The 25,139-nt window shown below is 59.6% G+C and carries 25 protein-coding genes and 2 pseudogenes; 16 read left to right on the plus strand and 11 right to left on the minus strand.

Annotated features, from left to right (window positions below; all coding sequences use genetic code 11):
• Positions 1 to 508: 508 nt before the first annotated feature.
• From Mhypo_RS12035 to rplM, 3 genes are all read right to left on the minus strand, one after another.
• Entirely contained in the window at positions 509 to 979 is a 471-nt protein-coding gene (locus Mhypo_RS12035) for a DinB family protein (RefSeq protein WP_119341537.1), read from the minus strand.
• 74 nt (positions 980 to 1,053) lie between these two features.
• The gene (gene rpsI / locus Mhypo_RS12040; protein ID WP_119341538.1) at positions 1,054 to 1,440 is read right to left on the minus strand and encodes a 30S ribosomal protein S9; all 387 of its coding nucleotides are present in this window, start codon (positions 1,438 to 1,440) and stop codon (positions 1,054 to 1,056) included.
• A complete protein-coding gene (rplM, locus tag Mhypo_RS12045) occupies positions 1,440 to 1,880 on the minus strand; it encodes a 50S ribosomal protein L13 (RefSeq protein WP_119341559.1) in 441 nt (146 codons plus the stop codon). The genes rpsI and rplM overlap by 1 nt, the downstream gene beginning before the upstream one ends.
• Before the next feature lie 191 nt (positions 1,881 to 2,071).
• Here rplM and Mhypo_RS12050 point away from each other — a divergent pair, with 191 nt between their 5' ends.
• Positions 2,072 to 2,356 (plus strand): 4a-hydroxytetrahydrobiopterin dehydratase, encoded by a 285-nt coding sequence (locus Mhypo_RS12050; protein WP_119341539.1) that lies wholly within the window; start codon positions 2,072 to 2,074, stop codon positions 2,354 to 2,356.
• Between the two features lie 117 nt (positions 2,357 to 2,473).
• On the opposite strand, the pseudogene Mhypo_RS12055 reads toward Mhypo_RS12050, so the two are convergent.
• A pseudogene (locus Mhypo_RS12055) lies at positions 2,474 to 2,647 on the minus strand (transposase); the annotation flags it as partial.
• Between the two features lie 237 nt (positions 2,648 to 2,884).
• Between Mhypo_RS12055 and Mhypo_RS12060 the strand changes: the two are divergent.
• The 3 genes from Mhypo_RS12060 to lpdA all read left to right on the plus strand — a co-directional run bounded on the left by Mhypo_RS12060 (position 2,885) and on the right by lpdA (position 8,429).
• On the plus strand, positions 2,885 to 5,596 hold the full coding sequence (locus tag Mhypo_RS12060) for a 2-oxoglutarate dehydrogenase E1 component (RefSeq protein ID WP_119341540.1): 2,712 nt from the start codon (positions 2,885 to 2,887) through the stop codon (positions 5,594 to 5,596).
• Between the two features lie 187 nt (positions 5,597 to 5,783).
• On the plus strand, positions 5,784 to 6,986 hold the full coding sequence (gene odhB, locus Mhypo_RS12065) for a 2-oxoglutarate dehydrogenase complex dihydrolipoyllysine-residue succinyltransferase (RefSeq protein ID WP_119341560.1): 1,203 nt from the start codon (positions 5,784 to 5,786) through the stop codon (positions 6,984 to 6,986).
• A 60-nt stretch (positions 6,987 to 7,046) separates the two neighbouring features.
• Positions 7,047 to 8,429, plus strand: coding sequence for a dihydrolipoyl dehydrogenase (gene lpdA / locus Mhypo_RS12070; protein WP_119341541.1), 1,383 nt, complete (start codon positions 7,047 to 7,049; stop codon positions 8,427 to 8,429).
• A gap of 809 nt (positions 8,430 to 9,238) precedes the next feature.
• On the opposite strand, the gene Mhypo_RS17950 is transcribed toward lpdA, so the two are convergent.
• From Mhypo_RS17950 to Mhypo_RS12085, 4 genes are all read right to left on the minus strand, one after another.
• Entirely contained in the window at positions 9,239 to 9,415 is a 177-nt protein-coding gene (locus Mhypo_RS17950) for a DUF4175 domain-containing protein (RefSeq protein ID WP_147075492.1), read from the minus strand.
• Between the two features lie 4 nt (positions 9,416 to 9,419).
• Positions 9,420 to 10,061: a peroxidase-related enzyme gene (locus Mhypo_RS12075; RefSeq protein ID WP_119341542.1), complete on the minus strand. Its 642-nt coding sequence runs from the start codon at positions 10,059 to 10,061 to the stop codon at positions 9,420 to 9,422.
• Positions 10,062 to 10,098: 37 nt separating this feature from the next.
• Complete coding sequence (locus tag Mhypo_RS12080) at positions 10,099 to 10,512, minus strand: cobalamin B12-binding domain-containing protein (protein WP_119341543.1); 414 nt, start codon at positions 10,510 to 10,512, stop codon at positions 10,099 to 10,101.
• Between the two features lie 237 nt (positions 10,513 to 10,749).
• The gene (locus Mhypo_RS12085) at positions 10,750 to 11,232 is read right to left on the minus strand and encodes an SRPBCC family protein (RefSeq protein ID WP_119341544.1); all 483 of its coding nucleotides are present in this window, start codon (positions 11,230 to 11,232) and stop codon (positions 10,750 to 10,752) included.
• A 115-nt stretch (positions 11,233 to 11,347) separates the two neighbouring features.
• Between Mhypo_RS12085 and trmFO the strand changes: the two genes are divergently transcribed.
• The gene (trmFO, locus tag Mhypo_RS12090; RefSeq protein WP_119341545.1) at positions 11,348 to 12,727 is read left to right on the plus strand and encodes a methylenetetrahydrofolate--tRNA-(uracil(54)-C(5))-methyltransferase (FADH(2)-oxidizing) TrmFO; all 1,380 of its coding nucleotides are present in this window, start codon (positions 11,348 to 11,350) and stop codon (positions 12,725 to 12,727) included.
• 61 nt (positions 12,728 to 12,788) lie between these two features.
• Here the strand turns inward: trmFO and Mhypo_RS12095 are convergent, their stop codons facing one another.
• Positions 12,789 to 13,271, minus strand: a complete 483-nt coding sequence (locus Mhypo_RS12095; protein WP_119341546.1) for a hypothetical protein — start codon at positions 13,269 to 13,271, stop codon at positions 12,789 to 12,791.
• A 76-nt stretch (positions 13,272 to 13,347) separates the two neighbouring features.
• On the opposite strand from Mhypo_RS12095, the gene glmM reads away from it, so the two are divergent.
• The 5 genes from glmM (at position 13,348) to rnr (ending at position 19,309) form a co-directional block, all read left to right on the plus strand.
• Complete coding sequence (gene glmM / locus Mhypo_RS12100) at positions 13,348 to 14,658, plus strand: phosphoglucosamine mutase (protein WP_119341547.1); 1,311 nt, start codon at positions 13,348 to 13,350, stop codon at positions 14,656 to 14,658.
• A 16-nt stretch (positions 14,659 to 14,674) separates the two neighbouring features.
• Positions 14,675 to 15,082, plus strand: coding sequence for an acyl-CoA thioesterase (locus Mhypo_RS12105; protein WP_119341548.1), 408 nt, complete (start codon positions 14,675 to 14,677; stop codon positions 15,080 to 15,082).
• A gap of 28 nt (positions 15,083 to 15,110) precedes the next feature.
• Entirely contained in the window at positions 15,111 to 15,437 is a 327-nt protein-coding gene (locus Mhypo_RS12110; protein WP_119341549.1) for a hypothetical protein, read from the plus strand.
• 156 nt (positions 15,438 to 15,593) lie between these two features.
• The gene (locus tag Mhypo_RS12115) at positions 15,594 to 16,829 is read left to right on the plus strand and encodes an aspartate aminotransferase family protein (RefSeq protein ID WP_119341550.1); all 1,236 of its coding nucleotides are present in this window, start codon (positions 15,594 to 15,596) and stop codon (positions 16,827 to 16,829) included.
• 23 nt (positions 16,830 to 16,852) lie between these two features.
• Positions 16,853 to 19,309 carry a ribonuclease R gene (gene rnr / locus Mhypo_RS12120; protein WP_119341551.1) on the plus strand — a complete coding sequence of 819 codons (2,457 nt, stop codon included), beginning with the start codon at positions 16,853 to 16,855 and terminating at the stop codon, positions 19,307 to 19,309.
• Between the two features lie 6 nt (positions 19,310 to 19,315).
• On the opposite strand, the gene Mhypo_RS12125 is transcribed toward rnr, so the two are convergent.
• Positions 19,316 to 19,807, minus strand: coding sequence for a CAP domain-containing protein (locus tag Mhypo_RS12125; protein WP_119341552.1), 492 nt, complete (start codon positions 19,805 to 19,807; stop codon positions 19,316 to 19,318).
• Between the two features lie 88 nt (positions 19,808 to 19,895).
• Between Mhypo_RS12125 and coaE the strand changes: the two genes are divergently transcribed.
• The 6 genes from coaE to Mhypo_RS12155 all read left to right on the plus strand — a co-directional run bounded on the left by coaE (position 19,896) and on the right by Mhypo_RS12155 (position 24,383).
• Complete coding sequence (coaE, locus tag Mhypo_RS12130) at positions 19,896 to 20,474, plus strand: dephospho-CoA kinase (RefSeq protein ID WP_119341553.1); 579 nt, start codon at positions 19,896 to 19,898, stop codon at positions 20,472 to 20,474.
• Complete coding sequence (locus Mhypo_RS12135) at positions 20,471 to 21,274, plus strand: helical backbone metal receptor (RefSeq protein WP_119341554.1); 804 nt, start codon at positions 20,471 to 20,473, stop codon at positions 21,272 to 21,274. Before coaE ends, Mhypo_RS12135 begins: the two co-directional genes overlap by 4 nt.
• 63 nt (positions 21,275 to 21,337) lie before the next feature.
• A complete protein-coding gene (locus Mhypo_RS12140) occupies positions 21,338 to 22,255 on the plus strand; it encodes an aldose 1-epimerase (protein WP_119341555.1) in 918 nt (305 codons plus the stop codon).
• A gap of 252 nt (positions 22,256 to 22,507) precedes the next feature.
• Complete coding sequence (locus tag Mhypo_RS12145; protein ID WP_119341556.1) at positions 22,508 to 23,269, plus strand: 50S ribosomal protein L11 methyltransferase; 762 nt, start codon at positions 22,508 to 22,510, stop codon at positions 23,267 to 23,269.
• A gap of 23 nt (positions 23,270 to 23,292) precedes the next feature.
• Complete coding sequence (locus tag Mhypo_RS12150) at positions 23,293 to 23,991, plus strand: 16S rRNA (uracil(1498)-N(3))-methyltransferase (RefSeq protein WP_119341557.1); 699 nt, start codon at positions 23,293 to 23,295, stop codon at positions 23,989 to 23,991.
• Positions 23,988 to 24,383, plus strand: a complete 396-nt coding sequence (locus tag Mhypo_RS12155; protein ID WP_119341558.1) for a hypothetical protein — start codon at positions 23,988 to 23,990, stop codon at positions 24,381 to 24,383. Before Mhypo_RS12150 ends, Mhypo_RS12155 begins: the two co-directional genes overlap by 4 nt.
• Before the next feature lie 296 nt (positions 24,384 to 24,679).
• Here the strand turns inward: Mhypo_RS12155 and Mhypo_RS12160 are convergent.
• Positions 24,680 to 25,015 (minus strand): annotated as a pseudogene (locus Mhypo_RS12160) (AEC family transporter); the annotation flags it as partial.
• Positions 25,016 to 25,139: the final 124 nt, after the last annotated feature.

Genomic DNA, 25,139 nt, shown 5'->3' on the forward strand with positions numbered 1-25,139 from the left:
GATTGGGGGTTGGTGTGGGGCCTGGATTGGGTGTGGGGGGAGCCGGGAGTGTAACCGCTTCATTGCAAGCTCCCAGGACGACTAAGGCCATGATCCACAAAAGCTTCTTCATCTAGGCTCCAGAGACGACTTTAAGAGGTTCAGTCATACTCGATCATAGGGGATGCACGATGCTCCACAAGGTTAGAAGCGTGTATGAAATCGAAGGAAGCTATCGCGATTCGACCAAACTAGCCCGTAGCTTACGGCTCAGCCTACCGATTTACATTTAGGCTTCATTCAGGCTTTCCTTAGGTTTGGCCCATGTCATTTTCAGGTTTGCTCCACACATAGCCCAAGCAGTGGCTAACACGACCCAGAACCACCCTTGTCAAGGAAACGATACCGCCCCCAACACGGTGTTTTTTCTGGCCATCATGAGCTAACTACGCGCTTGGCAACCTTGTGGAGGCAGCAAGAATAGTCAGTTCAGAAACGGCTCATTTAGCAGTATTGGTAGAGGAAAATCTCAAAGCCGGAAGAACCCGATGAAATGCACGGAGGGGGGCTTCAGGCCCTGCAATCTAAACTGGCTGGCCAACTGGCCTCGGTGGAAGTGGGTGTGGCTGGTAAAGTGCAGTACAATCTCGCTGACGGTGTTGGTGGCGGTTCCGCCGGTAAAGTTATAGGTGATCCTGGCCGCGGGGTCAGCGGTGGTGAGCCAGTTCTGTCTCCTGGATGCCATCAGTTGCCAGGATTTGTACAAGCCTGCAATGTCTGTTGGGCTTACCGGAAAGCTGGCCGCTGGGTTGCCCAGGAGCCGCTCGAGCCAGACTGTTTCGGCCCCAACCATATGGGCCGTGGTTTCCAACACACTGCTGAAGGAACCCCCAACCTCTTGACGGGCCTGCTCGAGGGATAACTCCTGCAAGGCAGGCCACCACTTTTCCCAGAGCCAGTCGTTGGCATCCACGATTCGCTTTAACTCAGCTTTGTCCATACCCCAGATTACGCCCTCGATCTCAGATAAAAAAGCCCCCACCTTTTTGGGTGAGGGCTCGAGGGGGAAGATACCTAGCGCTTGCTGTACTGCGGTGCACGGCGGGCTTTGTGCTTGCCGTACTTCTTGCGCTCGACTTCGCGGGGGTCGCGCGAGAGCAGCCCGGCAGGCTTGAGCTTGGCCCGCAAGTCGCCGTTGTAGTTGACCAGCGCGCGAGCAATGCCAAGCTGGATAGCATCTACCTGTCCGGCCTTGCCACCGCCTTTCACGGTGATATAAGCATCAAAGCGGTTGCTGACATCCACGCGGCGCAAAGGCTCCAGGGCCGAGACTGCCTTTACCAGGCCGCCAAAGTAATCGCCAAAGGTCTTGCCGTTGACTTCGATCTTGCCGGTACCCGGACGCAAAAACACCCGTGCCACGCTGGTTTTACGCCGGCCCGTGCCATAATACTGTTCCATTATTCGACCTCCATCTTGACGGGTTTTTGGGCCGCATGCGGATGGTTTGCCCCAGCATAGACTTTGAGACGGCGGAACATGATGTTGCCGAGGGCGCCTTTCGGAAGCATACCCTTGACCGCATGCTCCACGGCCTTGACCGGCTTTTCGGCCAGCATCACCGCGCCTACGGTGCGCTTGAGACCACCGGGGTAGCCAGAGTAGCGGGTATAGACCTTGGTGCGGGGTTTGGAGCCCTTCAGGAGCACCTTATCGGCATTAATGACCACCACACAATCGCCTGTGGCCATGTTGGGGGTGAAGTCGGGCTTGTGTTTGCCGCGCAACACCGCTGCAATCTTGGAGGCCACCCGCCCGATGGACTGGCCTTCGGCGTCAATCAGCACCCAACCGGGTTCTTTGGGTTCAGGAACAAACGTCTTGAACACTGCTTTCTCCATTTTGCACCAGCGCCTACCAACGCCGTTGCAGATTTTGATTTGCTTTTGTTTGAGCGGCTCGGGGAAACCACCCAAAAAAAGCGCCAACGCGGAGTATAGCACACTTTTTTGTGGTCTTGCAAACGCAAAATGATAAGGATGCTTTAGGGGCATCCGGGCTTTGTGGTACTGGCTGGTAAAGGAGGGTTTCTATGGTAACCAGGCTAAATGAAGGAGAAATTCGGAATGGTTTGCAAGGTCTTCCACAGTGGGCGCTGGTGGAGGGTAGAATCGAGAAAACCTTCACTTTCGATACTTATGCGGAGGGAGTGGCCTTTGCGGTCAAGGTAGCCCTGCATGCCGAAAAAGTCGACCATCACCCCGACAGCCTGGAAATTATGTGGGGCAAGGTTAAAGTGGCCTACGTGACGCACTCGGCAGGGGGGGTTACGTCGCTAGACCTCGAGGCGGCGGCGCAGATTGATGCCCTCGTCTAGGGGCTTTCATCCTTGAATTGCTGTCTTGAGCAGTTCGGGGAGTGGGGCGGCAGTTCCCGACCGAAGCGCACCATCTTGGTCGGGGAAGGATAGCCCCACGCCGCCCGGTGTTGTCGGCTATTCTGTGGGCTTGCGCGGGCCCTGGATGTACTGCATGAGTACCTCTAGGGGCGCACCCCCGGCGGTCATGATGGCGTAGGAACCCGACCAGAGAACCGCTTTGCGGTAAAACTTGCTGAGGTGCTGGGCATGTTTTTTGCGTAGCGCCCGACTGGTGACGGTCTTGAGGTTGTTGACGGTCTGGCCCCGCTGAACCGCGAAACCCCGACCACACCGCGATAGCGGTTGGTCGTGGGTAGTTCATTGTAACTTTACAGGTATCTATATGCAGTTTGTTCTGGCAATAAACTTCTGATTGTATTCTGTTATAGGCGTGTATGGTGTGAAAGAAATGGCCCTTAGGAGCCCACTGCTATCTCTTGACACGTTCTATCTGTAACGAACCTAGTAGACTGGAGAACCGTGAGTATGGAATACACAGTGGACAGTTCGAACCTGGCCTATTTGGAGGCCCTCTACCAGGAGTACGAGCAGAATCCGGCATCCATTCCCCCTGAATGGTCAAGCTATTTTCATGCCGTTCAGGCCGAGCCTGTCGGCGGAAATGGCGCGGCGGCCCAGCGAGAACCTTTGGACGGGGCCTCAGTATCTGAACTGGCCTCTTTTTTCTTGCGGGCGGTTCGTTTTTTGCGTACCTACCGGGAACGTGGCCATCTGGTAGCGCGGATAGACCCCTTAGAGCGCGAACGACGTACCCCTCCCGAACTAGACCCCAGTTTTTTTGGCTTGAGCGAGGCCGATCTGGATCGCCCGGTTCCGCTGGAGTTGGGTGCGCCGACCTTGCGGGCTGTACTGGAGCAGTACAAGGCCCGGTTCGGTGGTACGGTGGGCATCGAGTACGGCCACCTGGACGATCCGGCGGTGCGCAACTGGATTGAAGCACGTCTGGCCGCAGGGTTTACCCGGCCCACCGTGGAGCAGAAACGAAAAATTTACGAGCGGCTCATGCAAGCCACGCTCTTCGAGGAGTTCTTGCAAAAGAAATATCTGGGGGCAAAGACCTTTAGCCTGGAAGGTACTGAATCGCTCATTCCGCTGCTGGACCTGACCATAGAAAATGCGGCCAAACATGGGGTGGTGGAAGTGGTAATGGGGATGGCACACCGCGGTCGGCTGAACGTGCTGGCCAACGTGGTCAAAAAGCCCATGCGGGACATTTTTCTAGAGTTTGAAGAGCACTTTCCCGAAGGCTACCACGGTGACGTTAAGTACCACCTTGGCTACTCCAACGACCTGCCAACCCCATACGGCAACGTGCACCTGTCCCTTAACTTCAACCCCTCGCACCTCGAGTTCGTTGCACCGGTGGCCATGGGGCGTACCCGGGCTAAACAAGACCGATTTGGAGATCGCAAGCGCGAGATGGGCATGTTGCTGCTGGTTCACGGAGATGCCGCCTTCATTGGCGAGGGCATCGTACAAGAAACCCTCAACATCTCGGGGATCCCGGCCTACACTGTGGGGGGTGCGGTGCACATCATCCTGAACAACCAGGTGGGCTTCACCACCGAGCCTCACGAGTACACTGCCGGGCGTTACTCCACCGAAATCGCCAAGATGCTCGAGTCCCCCATCTTTCACGTGAATGCCGAAGACCCTGAGGCGCTGGTAGGGGTTGTAGAGCTTGCCATGGAGTTTCGCAAGGCGTTCAAACGCGATGTGTTCATAGACCTGATCGGTTTTCGCAAACGTGGGCACAACGAGACCGATGAACCCAGTTTTACGCAGCCGGACATGTACCGCCGTATTGCAGCCAAGAAGCCCCTTTATTTGAGCTATCAGACCAAACTCCAGGGTGAGGGCGTCTGCAGCCAGGAGATCTGCGATGCCCTGGCGAAGCAGTATCAGGACGCCATGGAGGCGGCTTTTTCGGGCGCGAGACGTGAACCCACACCCACCCGTCCCCCGGCTGGCGGCGGGTTTTGGAAGGGTTATCTGGGCGGTCCCGAAGAAGGGGTACCTGATCCAGAGACCGGGGTTCCTGTGGAGAAGCTGTCGGCCCTGATGGAGGGCCTTACGCGCCTTCCGGAAGGTTTCCATCTGCACCCCAAACTAACCAAACTTGTTGAAAGTCGCCGCGAGATGGGTCAGAACAAGCGGCCCCTGGACTGGGCGTCGGCCGAAATGCTGGCTATTGCGTCCCTGGCTGTGGAGGGGCACCGGGTGCGGATTTCGGGTCAGGACGTAGTTCGCGGAACCTTCACCCAGCGTCATGGGGGTTTCACCGATTACGTTACGGGCGAAAGATACATTCCTGCCAATCATCTGGCGGAAGGGCAGGCGGTGGTCGAGCTTTACAATTCCGCCCTGTCGGAGGCGGGGGTTCTGGGCTTTGAGTACGGTTACAGCCTGGACATGCCCGATGCGCTGGTAGGCTGGGAAGCTCAGTACGGCGACTTCGTAAATACTGCGCAGGTCATTATTGACCAGTTCATTGCCTCGGCAGAAGCCAAGTGGAGCCGCCTGTCGGGCCTTGTGATGCTGCTGCCACACGGCATGGAGGGGGGCGGCCCTGAACACAGCAGCGCGCGCCTCGAGCGTTTCCTTCAGCTTTGCTCCAACGACAACATGCAAGTGGCCTACCCCACCACCCCCGCGCAGTATTTTCATCTGCTGCGTCGGCAGGTGGTGCGCCCCTGGCGCAAGCCTCTGATCGTCATGACCCCCAAGAGCCTGCTGCGCAACCCGGACGCTGTCTCCAGGCTCGAGGAACTCTCGCAAGGCCGCTTCCGGCGGGTGCTTTGCGGGAATACCAGCCCCAAAGTCAAGCGGGTGGTGCTCTGCTCAGGCAAGGTGTACTACGACCTCGAGGCCGCTCGACGGGCCGCAGACAAGGAAGACGTGGCCATCATCCGACTGGAACAACTGTACCCTTTCCCCATGAAGGAGCTCGAGGCTGCTCTGGCGCCGTACCCGGCCAATACCGAGGTCGTCTGGACTCAAGAGGAACCCGCCAACATGGGGGCCTGGTGGTTCATTCGGGCTCGCTTTAGCGACCGGATGTTTGGTCGTCCCTTGAGTGTGGTGGCCCGCCCAGAGTCCAGCAGCCCGGCGGTGGGCTCCAAGAAAGTGCACGATAAGGAGCAAAAGGCGATCGTATCGGCTGCTCTTGGCTTGTAGGACGGGCTTTGGGCTCAGGGCAGCGGGCTATGGTAAGTAAGATAGCAAGAGCGCCACAGCGAGATCGAAAAAGGGTTTCGGGTTCATAATGCACAAAACAGAATTCACCCACCCTGAGCCCTGAGTCCTCATTTGAAGTAAAGTTGTACAGGTTGAGGTGCTGCGGCACCCCTGAATGGGAGGCAACATGGCCTTGGAACTAAAAATTCCTGCAGTAGGAGAATCCATCACCGAAGTAGAAATTGGACAGTGGCTTAAGAAAGAGGGCGATGCGGTGGCGGTAGACGAGCCCCTGGTTGAACTGGTGACCGATAAGGCCACACTGGAACTACCCTCGCCGGCCCAGGGCCGATTAACAAAAATTCTCATCCCCAGCGGACAGGCCAAAGTAGGGGATGTGGTGGCTTTACTGGAGGAAGGGGCTGCTGCAGTGACCAGCCCGCCCGTCCAACCGACCCCTGCTTCGGTGCCCAGCCAGGGCGCTGCTGCGGTGGCCGAAGCAAAAGTCATGCCTTCCGCCGAACGCCTGGCGGCCCAAACGGGCATCCAGGCGGCAACCCTGCCCGGAACCGGCCCCGGGGGGCGGGTGCTCAAAGAGGATGTGCAGCGGGCAACTGTGGCCGCTCCGGCAACGCCCTCTCCTGTGCCTCAGCCCTATAGCCCCCCCTCGCCGGTGCTGGGCAAGGGTGAGCGCCGCGACGACGTGGTGCCCATGACCCCCTTGCGTCGCCGCATTGCTGAACGCCTGCTCTCTGCCAAGCAGAATACCGCCATGCTCACTACCTTCAACGAGGCCGATATGGGCATGGTGATGGATTTGCGTAAGGAGTACGGCGAGGCCTTCCAAAAGAAGCACGGCCTCAAGCTGGGCTTTATGAGTTTCTTTGTAAAAGCCGTAGTGCAGGCCTTGCAGGAAATCCCACAGCTCAATGCTGAAATTCGTGGAACCGACATTGTCTATCACCGCTACTACGACATCGGAATTGCGGTGGGTGGGGGAGAGGGGCTGGTGGTGCCGGTTATTCGCGATGCCGACCGGCTTTCCATGGCCCAGATCGAGGCGGTGATCGCCGACTTTGGGGCTCGAGTAAAGGAAAAGAAAATCAAACCTGAGGAGCTGATGGGGGGCACCTTCACCATTACCAACGGTGGCATCTACGGTTCGCTCAACTCCACCCCCATCCTGAATCCCCCCCAGGTAGGCATTCTGGGGATGCACGCCATCAACGAGCGCCCCGTAGCTAAAAATGGAGCGGTGGTGATCCGCCCCATGATGAACCTGGCGCTCTCCTACGACCACCGCATTGTGGACGGGCGCGAGGCGGTGACGTTCCTCAAGCGGGTCAAGGAATTGATCGAGAACCCGGTACGTCTGACCCTGGAAGTTTAGATGCGCAGATCAGGGGCCTTGGCTTTGGGCTAACCGCTGTCTGCAACTCATTGAGGTCTTATGCCAAAACATCAACTGGTGGTAATCGGAGCGGGGCCAGGTGGCTATGTCGCGGCCATCAAAGCAGCTCAGCTCGGTCTGGATGTGGCCTGCGTTGAGAAAGAACAAGCACTGGGTGGAACCTGCCTGCGGGTAGGCTGCATTCCCTCCAAGGCTTTGCTGGATGCCAGCGAGAAAATCCACGCTGCGGAGCTCAACCAGTTTATCGGGGTAAAAATCGGCCAGGCCGAGCTAGACCTGCCCGCCCTTATGGCCCACAAAGACAAAGTGGTCAGGGCCAATACAGAAGGCATTGCTTATTTGTTCAAGAAAAATAAAGTAACGCGTTACCTGGGGCACGGTAAAATTGTTGCACCCAACAAGGTCGTGGTCGAGGGACCGGAGGGCGTGCAGGAACTCGAGACAGAGCGCATCCTGATAGCCACCGGCTCCAAGGTAGCCCCGTTGAAGGGGGTTGAGCTTGACTATGACATTGTGGGTACCTCCGACCAGGCCATTGCCTACCCCAAGGTACCGGAGAACCTGGTGGTTATAGGGGGTGGCGTGATTGGCCTCGAGCTGGGCTCAGTCTGGAACCGCCTGGGCTCTAGGGTGACCGTGCTGGAATACCTCCCCACCATTTTGGGGGGGATGGACGGCGAGATTGCCAAAGCCGCCGAGAAAATTTTCAAAAAACAGGGCCTGGAAATCCGCACCGGCGTGCGGGTGACGGCGGCCTTTGCCAGAGATGGCAAGGGTGTTGTGGAGTACGAAGGCGGCGAACCCCTGGTGGCCGACCGGGTCTTGCTAGCGACCGGTCGGGTGCCCAATACCGATGGACTGGGTTTGGAGAACGTAGGGCTTTCCACCGACGAGCGGGGCCGCATCCCGGTCAATGCTCATTACCAGACCGCCGTACCCAGCATCTTTGCCATTGGCGACGTGATTGCGGGTCCCATGCTGGCCCACAAAGCCGAGGAAGAAGGCTACGCCGCGGTAGAGTACATGGTGACGGGTTACGGGCACGTAGACTATAACTCCATTCCAAACGTGGTCTATACCCATCCCGAGATTGCCTCGGTAGGTAAAACAGAAGAAGAGCTCAAGGCGGCGGAAATTTCCTACAAAAAGGGCTCCTTCCCCTTCTCGGCCAACGGGCGGGCCCGGGCCATGAACGATACTGACGGTTTCGCCAAAATCCTGGCCCATGCCGAGACCGACCGGATTTTGGGGGTGCACATTATCGGCCCACGCGCTGGTGACCTCATCGCTGAGGCCGCCGTAGCTATGGCTTTCCATGCTTCGTCGGAGGATTTGGCCAGGGCTTCCCACGCTCACCCCACGCTGGCAGAGGTTCTAAAGGAAGCGGCGCTGGCGGCCTGGGACAAGCCGATTCACATTTAGAAAGGTGGTTGGAATCTCCTTGGGGACAAGGCTCCCCAAGTACCCCGAAAGTCGGGGTTGCGGGGACAAAGGGTTGGCCTGATCACGACGGTAGCCAACCTAATACCAGATTCGGTTGATTCGTTACCGAACGGTAACGAATCAACCCGACCGAAGTTATCCGCGTAGCGGAGGGCGATACCGCCCCTTGGAAGGGAGACGCTTTCTTCGCCGACCGACAGTGAAGGGCCATCGGCCCCCGGCTAGCGCCGGTACTCAAGGGAGGGGTGTGCTCTAGGATTCAAAAAGACAACCTATGGGTTTTTTGGTTTTGTGAACTGTCTTTGTGAACTGTCTTTTTGAATCCGGTATAAGTTCCCCGTGTAAAACCTTGACCGAGAGTGTTCCGATGCAAGCAAAGGAAGCGCTTCAACATCGGTGAACCCCATACATTGCCTCGGATGGAGCCTTCGGGGATGGGTAAGGAATGGGCCATCCCATGAGAACCGAGAAGCCCTGGACTTCCAGCCCAAGGAGTCGTCTCCAGGAACTGCTCTAGAGCGCTCTTCACATAGAATGAGCCTCCCGAGAATCAAGAATCCTCTATCCGAGACAGAACAGTTGCCGCCCGGAAACTCGAAACACAAGCACTCGTGGGCCGGGCCCGGCCTACGCTTGGGTAGAATGCATCTGGGCCCAGACGCATTCTCGTTTTTGCGGGCGACAACGTCTGTGAAGGGCGCGATAAGCACCCCGAAGATCTGCTTAAAACGTGCGGTACCTGCAAGCTGGTGAGCCCAGGCGCCAAGCGCTGATGCGACCAAGTTTGTTTAGCGCGGTCCCCTTGCCAGTAAGTTGGCAAAACCCAGGGCTAAAATGAGCACCACGCCGAGGGCCCAGTAGGGAAACGTACCCGGAACCCAACCCTGCCACTGGGCAAGATAAACCAGCCCACCTACCAGCACTGCAATCAGTGCCCACAGAGCAAATGGCTTAATTCCTTCCATGGCCCTAGTCTACTTTTTTGCTGCGGTGCTGATAATAGTACACCTCGTTGGGCACCCAGCCCATGGCGTTGGCGATTCGATTGGTGAAGTTGAACATGGCCGCAACCTGTGCTGCTTCGAAGATCGCCTCGTCGCTTAGCCCAATGGCCCGTAGCATCTGCACATCGGCTGAGCTCATCACCGCCGAGTCCACCGTGATTTGATGGGCGAACTCCAGAAGCGCGTGTTCCCTGGGGGTCAGATGGGCGCGCCGGAAGTTGGCCGCCAGCACATCGGGCAGGACCGGGTCGCCGGTAATTTCGCGCAGATAAGCCGAGTGAGAGGCCAGGCAGTATTCGCACTCATTGGCCGAAGAGACCACCACCGCAATCATTTCTCGCTCTTTGCGGCTCAGGTGGCTCTGGTCTTCGTTGCGCATCAGAAAGTCGTAGTAGCGAAACCAGCGCAAAAAGTGCTCCGGCGTAAGGGCAAAGTTGCGGGCCACGTTCGGAATGAAGCCGGTTTTTTCTTTAAACTTGCCAAACAGCACCCGGACATCCTCTGGTACTTCACTTTCTTCCGGTACCCTGACCCAGGCGGTAGGCTGGGCTTTGGCTTTGGCGACCGGTTTCTTTTGACTGGCTTTGGGGGTTCTGGCTTTTGCCATGCTTACTCCGCTAAGCAACTTTCTGAAGGTGCTCTGGCTACCCCTGGGAAGCCCAGCGCTCTGGGGTGGCCTGCTTTAGAAACTCCACGATGTCCTGGGTGCTGGTACCGGGGCCAAAAACTCCGGCCACACCCATCTCCTTCAGGTAGGGGACGTCCTCGTCGGGGATGATACCGCCACCAAAAAGCAAAATGTCGTCGGCGCCTTGCTCTTTGAGCAGCCGGCGAACCTCCCCAAAGTAGTGCATATGGGCGCCCGACAGTACCGATAGGCCAATGGCGTCTACGTCTTCTTGTAAGGCCGCCGAGACTATCATCTCTGGGGTTTGGCGCAAGCCCGTGTAGATCACCTCCATGCCTGCATCGCGCAGGGCCCTGGCCACTACCTTGGCCCCCCGGTCGTGGCCATCGAGCCCTGGCTTAGCAATGAGCACCCGTATTCTTCTATCCATGCCACTATCTTACGGCACTCGAGTAAAAAGCCGCCAGGTACGAAAAGCCAGGCAAGGCCCTCGAGGATGCCCCCAAGAAGGGAGACCGCTACGCCATAGATGGCGCATTTTTGGCCAGGACGATCCTGCGCCTCGGTGTTGAGACTTGCTTTGAGACCCCTGCGCTTGTGAGTGGAACTGTTGGCAGGATCTACAATGAAACCAGACAACCCATGGCCTTATTATTTTGCCCAGCGATCAGGTTACGGCAGAGGTAAGCTCGCGCGGGCGGTGTATTTCTTCCAGGTGGGCCTTGAACTGCTCAAAGGTTACCTTGAGGAGCTTGTTGGGCTCGCCAAAAACCGAGGCATACAGGTCGGCGACTTTGTCCAGCAAAGGGGTGTCGTAATGGGGGTGGCCTTCAAACAGGAGTTCTAGGTGGGTTCCCCCGTCTTCAGCCTCGCTCAGGCGAACCCAGCCGGATATTTCCAAGTTGTGTGGAACACCCGGTACGCTGCGGAACTCCAGGTATTCCGGGGGCTGCCGCTCGGTGGCCTCGGCTACCCAGACCAGATCTACCGGCGGCTGGCCGCGGGCCCTAAAACGCCAGGCCGAGCCCACCCGGCTAACCTCCTTGATGGCCCTGGCCCAGGTCGGCCAGCTCGAGAAGTCCTGAAAGGCTGCCCAAACCGCTTCTCGCGGGGCTTGAATGTTGAGTACCAGCTCCTCCCTAAAGCGCATGGCTACCTCCTACCAGGCGGTACACGCAACGAAAAGAGAACGAGTACAGGTTGGTGTAACGATATGTTGCCACATAGACATGTACGGACGGTGAAGGCTGGATTACACTACGGGGATGAAGGTTCATGTGATTGGGGCTGGCCTCTCAGGTGCGGAGGCTGCTTTTACAGCGGCCCGTCTGGGAGCCCAGGTCCGGCTGTACGAGATGCGGCCCCACCGGATGACCCCCGCCCACCACACCGCACAGTTGGCGGAGCTGGTCTGTTCTAATAGCCTGGGCGGAGAAGGTGAGACCAACGCTAAAGGTCTGCTGCAGGCTGAGCTGCGGGCCGCCGGGTCGCTGGTTTTGCAGGCTGCCGACCGGCACCGGGTTCCTGCCGGGGGTGCGCTGGCGGTAGAACGCGAGGGGTTCTCTGCAGAAATTACCCATGTGCTGGAAGCCCACCCCCGGATTGAGGTCATACGGCAAGAAATCACCGAGATTCCCCCCGATGGCATCGCGGTGTTGGCCACCGGCCCCCTCACCTCCGAGGGCTTGTCCGCGCATCTGCAATCGTTGCTGGGTGGTGAGTTTTTGGGCTTTTACGACGCCGCTGCGCCGGTGGTGCTGGGCGAGAGCATCAACCTGGAAATCGCTTACCGGGCAGGGCGCTACGGCCAGAGCGCCGACTACCTGAACTGCCCCATGGATGAAGCGCAGTATAGACACTTTTACGAAGTGCTGACCCAGGCCCGCAAACACACCCCGCACGACTGGGAGCGGCTCGAGTTCTTCGAAGGATGCATGCCCATCGAAGAGATTGCCCGCCGCGGCTACGATACTCCCCGCTTTGGTCCCCTAAAGCCGGTGGGCTTACCTGACCCCAGAACCGGCCGGGAGCCATATGCAGTGGTGCAGTTGCGGGCCGAGGATCGGCGGGGCCAGATGTGGAGCCTGGTCGGCTTTCAGACTGGGCTGAAGTGGGGTGACCAAAAGAGTGTGGTGCAGAGTATTCCTGGGCTGGAAAACGCCGAAATAGTACGCTATGGGGTTATGCACCGCAACACCTACTTGTGCGCCCCCAAGCTAATGGAGCCCACCTTACAGTTCCGCGCCCATCCCGGGTTGCTGGTATGTGGGGTGCTGTGCGGGGTGGAGGGCTACCTCGAGTCTGCCGCAACTGGCTTCCTGGCAGGCCTTAACGCCGCCCGGCTGGCTGGGGGCCAGGAACCCCTGGTGCCCCCGGAAGAAACCATGCTAGGTGGTCTGGTGCGCTATCTATCGAGCGCCAACCCGGACAACTTTCAGCCTATGAATGCCAACTGGGGCCTGGTTCCTGCCGATAGCGGCAAAGGTAAAAAAGCCGAGAAACGCACCCGCATGTACCGGCGCGGCCTGGACAGGTTCCGGGCCTGGCTGACTCAGTCGGTTGGCCTGGAAATGCAGCTTATACCAGATTCGGTTGATTCGTTACCGTTAGGTAACGAATCAACCCGACCGAAGGGAGTGCTCTAGGATTCAAAAAGACAACCTATGGGGTTTTTTGGTTATGTAAACTGTCTTTTTGAATCCGGCATTAGCGTGGAAACAGCGGCAGGTTCAGCGTAGCCAGGCTGGCATAATCCACTTTCCAGCCTTGTTCAGTAAAGAGGAGCCGAACCGTGCCGCTGCGTTCAAGGGTTGTGCTGTTCAATAGAGCGCTGAGTCGGAAGCGGATGGTCGCCTGGTTGCCCGAAACCACGGTTTGCAGCCCACTTAACTCAAAGCCTCTGAGGCCGACCTCGCTCTGGCCAAAGCCAGGTGCGGGGTTTTGCAAGAAGCGTTCACTCCAGACCGGGTCGTTGCACTTGAGGCCCTCGAAAACCTGCCTCAGGGCGTTTTCGGCCAGCAGCACCGAGGCTTGGGGGCGCTGGTTGGGGTCTGGGCGGGAGATGGCCTCTACGGCAGCCCTGGCCCAGTGGCAGGGCGGCACGTCCACAAACGGAGAGGTGCCCGCTTGGGGCTGGCCTTGTGCCAGCGACGAGCCCCCCAGAAGCAACAAAATCAGGAACCTTTGCATACCCCTACCCTGACAGGTTGAAATCTCCTCCACAAGAGAACCGCGCACCTTTAGGGGTAGGTATAAACTGTGCGAGATGGAACGTAGATACTTTGGAACCGATGGGGTGCGGGGCGTGGCAGGGGAACCGCCGCTCACGCCGCAGTTTGTCCTGAAGCTAGGCCAGGCCGCCGGGGCCTATTTCAAAAGTACCCACAAGAAGCCGGTGGTTTTACTGGGCAAGGATACCCGGCAGTCCTGCGACATGCTCGAGGCTGCCCTGGCCGCCGGGCTGATGTCCCAGGGGGTGCGGGTGGAGCACCTGGGCGTACTGCCTACGCCGGGAGTGGCTTACCTGACCAAGGCCCTGGGGGCAACCGCCGGCGTGATGATCTCGGCCAGCCACAACCCCTACCAGGACAACGGCATCAAGTTTTTTAGCGCCGCCGGCGACAAACTGCCGGACGAGATCGAGGGCGAGATTGAAGGCCTCCTGGAGCGCGAGTTCAGTACCGACGGTATCGGCACAGTCTCCGACTTTCGCGAGGCCGAGCGGATGTACCTGGACTTTCTGTCTTCCAAAGGAGGCAGCCTCGAGGGCCTCAAGGTGGCCCTGGACACTGCCAATGGGGCTACTTTTCGCCTGGCGCACCGGCTATTTCAGCGGCTGGGAGCCGAGGTGTTCGTGATGTTCAATACCCCCGATGGCCGTAACATCAACAAGGGCTGTGGTTCCACCCACCCCGCGTTTTTGCAGCAGCAGGTGGTGGAGATGGGCTTCGATGCGGGGGTGGCCTTCGACGGCGACGGCGACCGGGCCATCCTGGTAGACCGCCGGGGGCGCGAGTTCCACGGCGACTACGTGCTGTACCTGAACGCCCTGGTGCGGCGCGAGCCGGGGGTGGTGGGTACCCTGATGAGCAACATGGGCCTCGAGGTCAAGCTGCGCGAGGCCGGCATCAACTTCTACCGTACCGCCGTGGGCGACCGCTATGTCTACGAGAAGCTCAAAGCCTCGGCCCTGACCTTAGGCGGCGAGCAGAGCGGCCATGTGCTGTTCCTCGACCACGCCCCCACCGGCGACGGCATGCTCACGGCAATTCTAACCCTCCAGGCCATGCGCGAGTCCGGTCGCGACCTCTCGGACTGGTACGAGGCCCTGCCCATGTACCCTCAGCTTCTCAAGAACGTGCGGGTGCGGGACAAGCACAGCCTGATGAAAAATAGCGAGCTTCACGCGGCCATCCAGCAAGCCGAAAGCCAACTGGCCGGTCAGGGCCGGGTCAACGTGCGGCCTTCGGGCACCGAGTCGCTGGTGCGGGTGATGGTGGAGGGCCCGGCAGAACTGATCGAGAAGGTTTCGGCGGAGCTGGTCGCTACCGTAGAGCGCCTCGACAGCGCGTCCTAACGGCCAGGGGGCCCCTATGACGGTTCGCCTACCGATTGCCGTTCGTTACGCCGAAACCGACGCTATGGGCGTGGTGCACCACAGCAGCTATGTGGTCTGGCTCGAGGCCGCAAGGGTGGAGTGGCTCGAGCAGATCGGCTTGCCCTACACCCAGATTGAAGTCCAGGGCCTGGCTTTTGCGGTTATTGAACTGGGCCTGACCTACCGCAACCCAGCCCGCTTTGGGGATCGGGTCGAAGTCGAAACCTGGCTCTCCGAAGCTTCTTCACGTACCCTGCGCTACCAGTACCGGGTGTGGCGGAGTGAAACTTTGTTGGCCGAGGGTTTTACAAGGCATCTTTGTCAGGATGCGCGGGGTAAGGCGGTGCGAATCCCGCCGAACATTTCAGACGCTTTGGTGGCACACCTGCGTCCGTCGAGCTGAAAATTCCCAGGTCCTAACCTGGAGATGTATGGGCAAGACGAAAGAGTCATCCAGGTTAATCAGCGACCGAGAGCTGCGCCTGACCGCAGTGGTGTATGCCCGGCTGGGCGTAGTGCCCTACCTGCGGATGCACGGGCGGCTACCTGACCGGATTGGCGGCCCCTGGAACATTATTCCAATGCGCCTGGTGATTGAGGAACGGGGAACCGACCCCGAACTCACCGACGACGAACGCCTTGTTTACGAGGCCATCCTGCGGGAAGGCCGCTTACCGGGGGGTTCGGTGGTTTTGCTGGATGAAGAAGAAAAGAGGCGCAAAGAGGAAAGGAAGCAACTCCGCAGAAAAAAGCAATGACGACTCAGCGATACTGAGATTTTTTCCGTATTTTGTTCCACAGTTCCACAACTCGCAAAAGTAGCGCTTGCTAATAGCTGGAGCGGGCTGGTGGAGTGATGCCAGACGATCGCAGGCGTTCGGGCTGCCACAAGCATGATAAACTCGAGGCCGACCATGACCACCTTTGAGCAGTTTGAACGGCACATCAACCCTGGTCTGGCCGGGCTTCTACGGTTTACCGGGCTGGACAAAGTGGAGTCGCATGCCGAGGGGGTGTATGTCTGGGACACCGAAGGCAAGCGCTACCTGGACTTTCTGGGGCTATACGGAACCCTTTCCCTGGGCCACCGCCACCCGAAAGTGGTGGAGGCAGTTAAGGCTCAGCTCGACCGGATGCCCATGTCGGTGCGGGTGCTGGTCTGTGAGCCTGCCACCCGGCTGGCGGCCCGCCTCGCCGAGATCACCCCGGGCGAGCTCTCTATGGTCTACTTTGGCAACTCTGGCACTGAGGGTGTCGAAGCTGCACTCAAGTTTGCCCGCTTCTACACCGGTAAACCGGGCTTTATCACCACCCAGGGGGGCTACCATGGCAAAACCCTGGGCGCCCTTTCGGTTACGCCCCGGGAGCATTACCAGCTCCCGGCCCGGCCTCTGGTACCGGGCGTGACGGTGGTTCCCTTTGGCGATGCAAAGGCCATCGAGGCCGCCATTGGCCCCGATACGGCGGCGGTCATTGTGGAGCCCATCCAGGGCGAAGGCGGCATCCGGGTGCCGCCCGAGGGGTATCTGCGCGAGGTGCGGCGCATTACCCGCGAAAAAGGCGTGCTGATGATAGCCGACGAGGTGCAGACCGGCATGGGCCGCACCGGTAAGCTTTGGGCGGTGAATTGGGAAGAGGTTGAGCCCGATATTCTGGTCAGCGCCAAGGCCCTGGGCGGGGGGGTGATGCCCATCTCGGCGACCATTTGCCGCCCGGAGATTCTAAGCATCTACAAAACCGAGCCCCTCATTCACTCCACCACCTTTGGGGGCAACCCGCTGGCCGCTGCTGCCGCTCTGGCCGCCATCGAGGTTACGCTCGGCGAAGACATCCCCACAAGGGCTGCCCAGATGGGCGCGTATTTACTGGGCCAACTGGCCGAGCTGCAAAAAGCCTACCCCGAGTTTATCCAGGAGGTGCGGGGGCGGGGCTTGCTGGTGGGCCTCGAGTTCAGCGACGCCGACATTGGCGCGGTGGTGGTGGCTGAGCTTGCGACCCGTGGGGTGTTGACCGCCTTTGGCCTCAACAACCCCAAGGTAGTGCGCCTGGAGCCACCCCTGATTGTCGAGAAGAATCACATCGACCAGTGCATTGAGGCTTTGGATGGTGCCTTGAAAGCCACCCAGTTGGCCTTCGAGGGCGTATTGTAGAACCGGGGATTTCCCCACCTCATATGCTTGAACAGCAGATTTACGCCTACTTAAAAAAACACCCCAAAAAGCGTTTCAGTCTGCGCGAGGTGGTGCGCGGCTTACGGCTCGACAAAGACGAAGCCAAAGAAGCCCTGGATTTGCTGGTGGCCGAGGGCAAGGTGTTGGAGCCCCGCCGCAAGCTCTACCATCTGCCCGAAGCCGAAGCCCGCAAAGGCTTCGAGGGTCGGCTGCAAGGTCATCCTGCAGGCTTTGGCTTTGTGGTCCCCACCAACCCCGACCTGCCCGACCTTTATATTCCCAAAGGCCATCTGAACGGGGCCTGGCACGGCGATCTGGTGCGGGCGGAACCCCGCCCACCGGGCCGCGATGGAAAGCCCTGGGGGGTGGTCGCCGAGGTGTTGGAGCGTGCCCACCATCAGGTGGTAGGGCGCCTTTACTTCAAACAGGGGTTTGCCTGGCTTAAGCCCGACGAGCCCCGACTGCCTGCCTTGAAACTAAAACCCGAAGGGCTCGAGGGACTGGAAAGCGGGGCCCGCCTGGCGGCCCGGGTGGTGTTCCCCACCGGACGTAAAGGGGCAGAGCCTTACGGGGAGGTTGCGGCCTACCTGGGCCAGGGCGAAGGTCCCGAGGTCGAGACCGAGGCCATCATCGCCAAGTATGAGCTCAAAAGTGTATTTTCACCCGAGGCCCTGGCCGAAGCCCAGCGGGTGGCTCATCTGGATGCAAAAGAACTCGAGCGCCGCGAGGACTTTCGCAATCTGCGGGTCTTTACCATAGACGGTGCCGACGCCAAAGACTTCGACGATGCCATCCATATCGAGCGCCTGCCCCACGGCAACTACCGGGTGGGCGTCCATATCGCCGATGTTTCGCACTACGTGCGGGAGTTCTCGCCCCTCGACCACGAGGCCTATGCTCGCGCCACCAGCGTGTACCTGCCGGGGAGGGTGCTGCCCATGCTGCCCGAGCAGCTTTCCAACGGTATCTGTTCGCTTAAGCCCTACGAAGACCGGCTGGTGCTCTCGGTGCTGGTGGAGCTCACGCCCAAAGGTCGGGTCAAAAGCTACCGCTTTGCCGAGGGGATCATTCGGAGCGTGGCCCGCCTGACCTACACCGAAGTAGAAGCCTTTGCGGAGGCCCTCGAGGCGCCCGAAGCAGACCCAAGCCCGGTTCCCCCTGACTGGAGCCCCGAACTCAAGGCCGACCTGGAACTCCTGCTCAAGCTCACCCACATCCTGAAGGAGCGCCGCCTGGAACAAGGGGCCCTGGACTTTCGCTTCACCGAGGTCAAGGTCGAAGTAGACGAGGAGGGCGATCTACACCTTATCCCGCAAAAAGAACCCAGGGCCCGTAGCCTGATCGAAGAGCTGATGCTCCTGGCCAACCGCGTGGTGGCCAAGCACCTGGCCGAGCAGCAGATTCCCACCCTGTTCCGCGTCCACGAAGACCCCAGCCAGGAGGCCTACAACAAGCTGGTGGCGGCTTTGGGCAGGCTGGGCTATAGCCTGCCCGGGGGGGAGCTGAGCCCCAGGGCGCTGCAAAGCATCCTGCGGAAAGCTGAAGGCCGCCCCGAGGAGGCCGTGATCTCCACCCTGCTGCTGCGCTCCTTGCGTTTGGCGCGCTATGCCGCGGAAAACCTGGGGCATTTTGGGCTGGCTGCCGAACACTATCTGCACTTTACTAGCCCCATCCGACGCTATCCCGACCTGGTGGTGCACCGGGTCTTGCGGGCGATGATGCACCGTAAGGTCTCTCAAGCCCGCAAAGAAGACTGGGCCGAACGTTTTCCCAAAATTGCCCAGCACGCCTCCGAGCGCGAGCGGGCCGCGGAGAACGCTGAGCGTGAGCTTACCAAGTACTACCAGTGTTTGTGGGCCGAGCGACACCGGGGCGAAATCTACCGGGGCACGGTCTCGGGCGTGACCGGCTTTGGGGTGTTTGTCAGCCTGGACAATGGGGTAGAGGGCATGATACGGTTGGGGGCCCTTCAGGACGACCACTACCACTACCACGAAGAACTGCTGGCCCTGGAGGGTCTGCGAACCAAACGCCGTATTCGAATTGGAGACGAGATGGAAGTAAAAATCGAGGGATCCAACCCTTCGTCCCGCCAGATTGACTTTGTGCCGACCGAGCGTTTCTACCAGGACCAATCCCAGGCTGCACAAGAACTTCCGGGCAAGAAGCGCCGCAAAAAGAAATCGGGCAAGGGCGCAAAACCCACTACGACGCAAACCGAGGCCTCTGCGCAGGAGAAGCGCACGCGCAAGGTGGTAGCCACCGAGCCCAAAAGCCCAGCTCCCCACGCTCGGGCTCGCTCGAGGCGGGTGGTAGGCCCCCCAGACGAACGTAAGGGGTTCAACAAGCCCGTCAAGGTGAAGGCCCAGAAGATTTACTTTGGCGCCTGGGGCGGGGAAACCAACGCGCCCGCCCAGGAGAAACCAAAAGCCCAGAAGAAACGTCGTAAACGGCGGTGAGCGCCACTACTGCGGCTCGGCAGCCACCAGCACCCAGTAGTCACCCGCCTTCACCATGCCCATATCGCGCAGGTTCGCGGCCATCAGGGTGTTGCAGTGGCCCTGGGTACTGTTCAGCCAGGCATCCACCGCTTCTGTTGCGGTGCTGAAGCCCTGAGCCAGGTTCTCGCGGATTTCCTTGAAGCGGTAGCCGTTTTGCTGGCTGCGGGTGACTACTGCAAAGGTGGAACTGGAGCCTTCTTGGTGGCTAAACTCTCCGGTTTGCTGAATGTATTTAGCACGCTGTCGGGCTACCTCCCCCAGCAGACCGTTCCAGGAGAGGGCTGGGGCGGCGGCATACGATTGGGTGTTGCTGCCATGGGTGCAGGTGCGGGCAGCGTCTCGAGCCGCGTTGACCGCATTAAGCGCAGTCTGAAAATCGGGTGGGGTGTACTCGAGCCTGGGGCTACTGGAGCAGGCCGCCAGAAGGGTTACAGCGATTGAAAGCAGCCAACGCATGGCCACAGTTTGCCAGCCTCTCGTGTCCGCTGCGGTGAAGAAATCACCGGGCAGCGTTACATGAAGAGGAAGGGTATGCTAGGCCTTGATGCGCTTGGTTGGCCTGACGGGGAGCATAGGCAGCGGCAAGAGCACGGTGGCCCAACGTTTGCGCGAGCTGGGTGTGCTGGTGCTTGATGCGGACGAGTACGCTCGAGAGGGCGCAGCGGTTCTCAAAGCAGAAATTTGCCGGGCCTTCCCGGAGGCCTGCCGGGGCGATGAACTCGACAGAGCGGCGCTGGCCCGACGGGTGTTCAACGACCCCGAAGCCCGTAAGCAGCTCGAGGCCCTCTTGCACCCCTACGTGCGCCGCCGCATGCACGAGGAGACCGAAAAGGCCAAAGCGAAGGGGCACCAGTTGGTGGTTCACGACATACCATTGTTGTTTGAAACGGGCCGCGAAGGAGACTTTGCCGGGGTGCTGGTGGTGGCCGCCCCCAACGAACTGCGCATGGCCCGGGTGATGGCCCGTAGCGGCCTTAGCAAGGACGAATTCACCGCCCGCGATCAGAGCCAAATGCCCCAGGAAGAGAAGGTGCGGCGGGCTACCTGGGTTATCTGGAACGACGCCGACCTGCAGGCGCTGCGAGCGCGGGTAGATGCCTGGTACCGCGAGGTGGTGAAGTGAAGCTGGTGCACGACTGGTTGGGCCCCCTCGAGCTGCCCGACGACCCCCGGCGCATTGTGTCGCTGGCCCCCAACGTTACCGAGACGCTTTTCGCGCTGGGCCTGCATGAGCGGTTGGTGGGGCGCAGTGCTTTCTGCTACCGCCCTGCGGCTACGCTGGCACTGCCGGTGGTCTCGAGCTACACCCGCTTGCGCTGGGAGTTCTTGAACAGCCTGAAGCCCGACCTGGTGCTCATCAGCACCGGGGTGCAGCGCGACCTGCTCCAGGAGCTTCATGGGCGGGGTTACCCCATCTTTCCGGTGCCCCTGCCCCATAGCCCCCACGGCATTCTGGAAAACATTGTGCTGATGGGGGCTTTGCTGGGGATAACCGAGCAGGCCACCCGACTTGTGGCGCATCTGTCACAGCGCTATCAGGCCCTATACCAGAGCCTGCCCGCTTACCGGGTGTACCTGGAGTTCGACCTCGGCGGCCCCATCACGGTGGGGCGGGGCAGCTATGTGGGGGAAGCCCTGCGGCATCTGGGCTTACAAAACATCTTTGATGCGCACCCTCAGAGCTATTTCTCGCCCAATCTGGCCGAGGTAGCCCACCAGGCCCCCCACCTGGTTATTTATGAGCCTAAACCCCACCGCTCGCGCCCCATCGAGAAAGCGCAGCGCCTCATGGTTGAGCGCAACTGGCCCTTTCCACTGGTGGTTACCGGGGGCGATGAACTGGCCCATTATGGCCCCGGTTTTTTTGCCTACCTGGAAGCGCTGGCGAAACAGATTCACGATAAAATAGTGCAAAAATCGTAGAAGTCCAGCGAAGCCTTCTACGATTGGCCCCAAACCCGGCCCGATTTTGTACGCTTGAGGCTGATGAACCTTCAGATCTTGCAGAACCCCCTTTTGCGTCTTACGGTTGCGCCGGAACTTGGGGCCAGTGTGGTGGGTCTCGAGCTCTATGAACAGGGCTTCTGGCTACCTGTTTTGCGCCCTACTTCGCCGGCAGCCCTGGTACAAAGGCACTCACCCGATACCTCGAGCTACTTGCTGGCCCCCTATTCCAACCGCATCCGGGATGGGCGCTTTCAGTTTGCGGGGAGAACCTACCAGCTTCGCCCAAACTGGATCGATGGACGGCAAACCATTCACGGGGAAGTTCACGGACGGGCCTGGAAGGCGCAGCGTTTCAATGAGCACGTCCTGCAGTGTGAGTTTGATGCCCGGGCTTTCCAGAAGCTGAACTTTCCCTTTCCCTTTACCGTACAGGTGCAGTATAAGCTGCTCGAGAACGGCGTAGAAGTCCTGACCACTTTGCAAAACGTGGGTGCCGGGCCGATGCCGGCTGGGTTTGGACATCACCCCTACTTTATGCGTCACCTGAACAATTCTGGCGAAGCCCGGCTCTCCTTCGAGGCCGAGCGGGTCTATCTGACCGATGCCACCTGCATTCCTACCCGGCCTGCGGAGGCCATCCCTCCACAGCTCGACTTTTCGCAGCCCAGAGCACTGGGCACGGCTGCCCTGGACCACGTTTTTGCCGGCTGGACGGGGGTGCTGCACCTGGAATGGCCTGGTTCGGGCTGGCGGCTGGAACTCCGCGCAGACCGTATTTATTCGCATCTGGTGGTATTCACTGCACCGGACGGGAGCGTGGCTTTGGAACCGGTGACACATGCCACCAATGGCTTTAACCTGCTGGCACAAGGGTGGAGCGATACGGGTGTGCAGGTACTGGAACCCGGTGGCTCAATTTCGGGCAGGATTCGGCTCACCCTCAGCAAGGGTCAGTAATACGGGGCTTGCTGCCTGGCGCATAACCAGTCAGGCGCTCATTTAGATCGAGGCATCGCTACCCCCCCGTCAATCGGTCTACAAATCATACCAGATTCGGTTAGTTCGTCACCAAAGGGTGACGAACTAACCCGACCGAAGGGAGTGCTCTAGGATTCAAAAAGACAGCCTCTGGTGTTTTTGGTTTTGTAAACTGTCTTTTTGAATCCGGTATCAGAGGGAAGCCTGGCGTGTAAAGCGATAAAATACGGTATGCACGTTTTTCGTTTGCGCGGTGACTTTGAAACTGTGGACATTTATTCAGCTGCCCTGTTCGACCTGGGGGCTCGGGGCCTCGAGGAAAAACCCGGTGAAGTGTGGGCCTATTTTCCCGAACGCAGGGAGCTGCCCTTTCCTGGGGAGTGGCTCGAGCTCCCAGACACCGACTGGCTGGAGGCCTACAAGCGGGACTTAAAACCGGTGGTGGCCGGGCCCTTTGTGGTGCTGGCTCCCTGGCACGGGTGGAGTGGTGAGGAAAAGCGCATCCTCCTCGAGCCTGGCATGGCCTTTGGCACCGGACATCACGAGACCACCCGCATGGCCCTGGAAGCCCTGGCCGAGCGTGTGGAGCCGGATATGCGCGTCCTCGACCTTGGGACTGGCTCGGGCATCCTGGCTATAGGGGCGGCCATGCTGGGAGCCCAAGCGGTGGGCGTCGACATAGACCCGGCGGTGATTCCCCAGGCCAGCGAAAATGCAAAGCTAAACCAGGTTAAGGTATCCTTCGACCTGGGCAGCCTGGACGATGTAGAAGGCCCCTTTGACCTGGTGGTGGCCAACCTCTATGCCGAGCTTCACGCCTATTTTGCTCCAAAATACCGGGGGCTTTTCGGCATTTGCGGAACCCTTATCTTAAGCGGCATACTGCTCGAGCGGGAGGCCCTGGTTCGGGAGGCCCTCGAGGCCAGCGCTTTCGCGCTTCTGGCCCGACGACAGGAGGGCGAGTGGGTTTGCCTGATCTACGCCGCACGCTGACTCCCCTTCAAAAGGCTTAGTACATGCGCCCACACCGTGCTTTTGTTGAGGTTATCCGGTCCGAGGTTGAGCTATCCGGGCGGGAAGCACACCACCTGCTGGAGGTGCTGCGGGCCAGGGAGGGCGATTTCTTAGGTGTGTTTGATGGGAAAGGCCTGGAGGGCCGTGCCCGGGTTTTACAGCTTGAGCAAGGCTTTGTACGCCTGCAAGTCGTAGAAACCTGGCCGGCCCGCAAAGAGCCGCCACAGCCCATAACCTTGTTTGTGGCTCTACTCAAAGGTGACCACTTAGCTGACGTGGTACGGGCGGCTACCGAGCTGGGGGCCAGCCGGATTGTGCCCATCCTGACCCAGCACTGCGTGGTGAGAGAACTAAGCGAAAACAAGCTACTGCGCCTGCGTCGGGTTGTACTCGAGGCCGCCAAGCAGTGTGAGCGCAGCGTCGTACCCGAAGTCACGCCCATGCTACCCCTCAACGAAGTTCCGACCATCGATCAGGGCTTTGTGGCCCATCCCAGGGTCTCGCTGCGGGTGCGGGATGCCTATAACCCCGAAAAGCCCACGGCCCTGCTCACCGGCCCCGAGGGGGGCTTGAGCGATGCCGAAATTGGCTTTCTTGAAAAAAAAGGCTTCACCCCGGTCACATTAGGGCCCCGTATCCTGCGGGCCGAGACCGCCCCCATTGCCCTCTTGAGCCTGATCACGGCGGCAGAAGGATTATGAACTACCTGCGCTGGATTCTTTTGTTGGGCTGGCTACTGCTGCCAGGCTGCCGCTATACCTTCCTTCCGCTGGACCCTGGTCGGGCTACGCTACCGGACCGCACCAGCCTGAGTGGAACCCTGGAAACCACCGAACGTGGAGCGGTCGCCAAGCTGACCGTCCGGCGTATTGCCGAGCCGGGCTACCTCGAGCTGCGCTGGTACAAGGGCGATCAGCTCTTCCAGGAGCGCTCCATCTGGGTCGAACAACCCGGCACTTTCGAGGCCCACTTCGAACGCCTGGACGATGGCTACTACCGATTGATGGTGCTGGTGCAGAAAAGCCCGGTCTTGCAGCTCGAGGTCGGCACCCCCTTGCTTCCAGCGCCGCCTGCGTCTCCACCCGGTTCCTGAACCCAGGGAATAGGGATCGGGGGACAGGGACGGGCTTGATATACCAGGTTTGCTGAGAGTTAGGAATCTGGCCGAAGTTCGTATTATCGTGCCCTTCACAGACGTTACTGCCCATCTGGGCGGTAACGTTACTGTCTGGGACAAAGGATTTTTAGCTCAGGGAGGACTCGACCATTGAGAAGAGCGCACTAGGACTAGGAGGTAGGTAGCAGGGTGTAGACGTCGAAAACCACCACCCACCCCCACGCGTGTATCACTGAAAGTTGGCCACACACCTAAAGTTGGTTTTACAGCGCTTAACCCATGCCAATCAACAGGAGCACCACTGGAATCGTGAGGAAAGATAAGACCGAAGAGGCCACCACCGCCCTGGCCGCCCGGAGACCATCCCCACCAAACTCCCCCGCCATCAGAAAAGCATTCACCGCAATGGGCATGGCGCTTTGCAGTACCAGCACCTGAATGTCCAGGCGCTCCAGGCCCAGGGCCCACCCGGCCAGCCCAGCCAGCACTGGGGCTGCTAAAAGCCGCAGGCTGCTGGCCTGAAGCTCAAACCGGCCCCACTCGGGCTTGGATTTGGCAATTTGAATACCCAGCGTGAGCAGCATTACCGGAATGCAGGCCTGGCCTAGAGCCTGCTAACTAGCTGTTCGTAAAAGCTCCACAGTTTTCGCTGTCATCAGAATCGAAAAAGCCAACCAGTGCCAACCTCGCAAGGTCTCAGCCAGCCGCTCATAGTCTCGCGCCAGCCTGCGA

The organism is Meiothermus hypogaeus (assembly GCF_003574035.1).
Taxonomy (GTDB): domain Bacteria; phylum Deinococcota; class Deinococci; order Deinococcales; family Thermaceae; genus Meiothermus; species Meiothermus hypogaeus.

Bases quoted from the DNA above. Each gene is read 5' to 3' on its own strand.
- Mhypo_RS12035 (WP_119341537.1), bottom strand. From the start codon at position 979: ATGGACAAAGCTGAGTTAAAGCGAATCGTGGATGCCAACGACTGGCTC.
- rpsI (WP_119341538.1), bottom strand. From the start codon at position 1,440: ATGGAACAGTATTATGGCACGGGCCGGCGTAAAACCAGCGTGGCACGG.
- rplM (WP_119341559.1), bottom strand. From the start codon at position 1,880: ATGGAGAAAGCAGTGTTCAAGACGTTTGTTCCTGAACCCAAAGAACCC.
- Mhypo_RS12050 (WP_119341539.1), top strand. From the start codon at position 2,072: ATGGTAACCAGGCTAAATGAAGGAGAAATTCGGAATGGTTTGCAAGGT.
- Mhypo_RS12060 (WP_119341540.1), top strand. From the start codon at position 2,885: ATGGAATACACAGTGGACAGTTCGAACCTGGCCTATTTGGAGGCCCTC.
- odhB (WP_119341560.1), top strand. From the start codon at position 5,784: ATGGCCTTGGAACTAAAAATTCCTGCAGTAGGAGAATCCATCACCGAA.
- lpdA (WP_119341541.1), top strand. From the start codon at position 7,047: ATGCCAAAACATCAACTGGTGGTAATCGGAGCGGGGCCAGGTGGCTAT.
- Mhypo_RS17950 (WP_147075492.1), bottom strand. From the start codon at position 9,415: ATGGAAGGAATTAAGCCATTTGCTCTGTGGGCACTGATTGCAGTGCTG.
- Mhypo_RS12075 (WP_119341542.1), bottom strand. From the start codon at position 10,061: ATGGCAAAAGCCAGAACCCCCAAAGCCAGTCAAAAGAAACCGGTCGCC.
- Mhypo_RS12080 (WP_119341543.1), bottom strand. From the start codon at position 10,512: ATGGATAGAAGAATACGGGTGCTCATTGCTAAGCCAGGGCTCGATGGC.
- Mhypo_RS12085 (WP_119341544.1), bottom strand. From the start codon at position 11,232: ATGCGCTTTAGGGAGGAGCTGGTACTCAACATTCAAGCCCCGCGAGAA.
- trmFO (WP_119341545.1), top strand. From the start codon at position 11,348: ATGAAGGTTCATGTGATTGGGGCTGGCCTCTCAGGTGCGGAGGCTGCT.
- Mhypo_RS12095 (WP_119341546.1), bottom strand. From the start codon at position 13,271: ATGCAAAGGTTCCTGATTTTGTTGCTTCTGGGGGGCTCGTCGCTGGCA.
- glmM (WP_119341547.1), top strand. From the start codon at position 13,348: ATGGAACGTAGATACTTTGGAACCGATGGGGTGCGGGGCGTGGCAGGG.
- Mhypo_RS12105 (WP_119341548.1), top strand. From the start codon at position 14,675: ATGACGGTTCGCCTACCGATTGCCGTTCGTTACGCCGAAACCGACGCT.
- Mhypo_RS12110 (WP_119341549.1), top strand. From the start codon at position 15,111: ATGGGCAAGACGAAAGAGTCATCCAGGTTAATCAGCGACCGAGAGCTG.
- Mhypo_RS12115 (WP_119341550.1), top strand. From the start codon at position 15,594: ATGACCACCTTTGAGCAGTTTGAACGGCACATCAACCCTGGTCTGGCC.
- rnr (WP_119341551.1), top strand. From the start codon at position 16,853: ATGCTTGAACAGCAGATTTACGCCTACTTAAAAAAACACCCCAAAAAG.
- Mhypo_RS12125 (WP_119341552.1), bottom strand. From the start codon at position 19,807: ATGCGTTGGCTGCTTTCAATCGCTGTAACCCTTCTGGCGGCCTGCTCC.
- coaE (WP_119341553.1), top strand. From the start codon at position 19,896: ATGCGCTTGGTTGGCCTGACGGGGAGCATAGGCAGCGGCAAGAGCACG.
- Mhypo_RS12140 (WP_119341555.1), top strand. From the start codon at position 21,338: ATGAACCTTCAGATCTTGCAGAACCCCCTTTTGCGTCTTACGGTTGCG.
- Mhypo_RS12145 (WP_119341556.1), top strand. From the start codon at position 22,508: ATGCACGTTTTTCGTTTGCGCGGTGACTTTGAAACTGTGGACATTTAT.
- Mhypo_RS12150 (WP_119341557.1), top strand. From the start codon at position 23,293: ATGCGCCCACACCGTGCTTTTGTTGAGGTTATCCGGTCCGAGGTTGAG.
- Mhypo_RS12155 (WP_119341558.1), top strand. From the start codon at position 23,988: ATGAACTACCTGCGCTGGATTCTTTTGTTGGGCTGGCTACTGCTGCCA.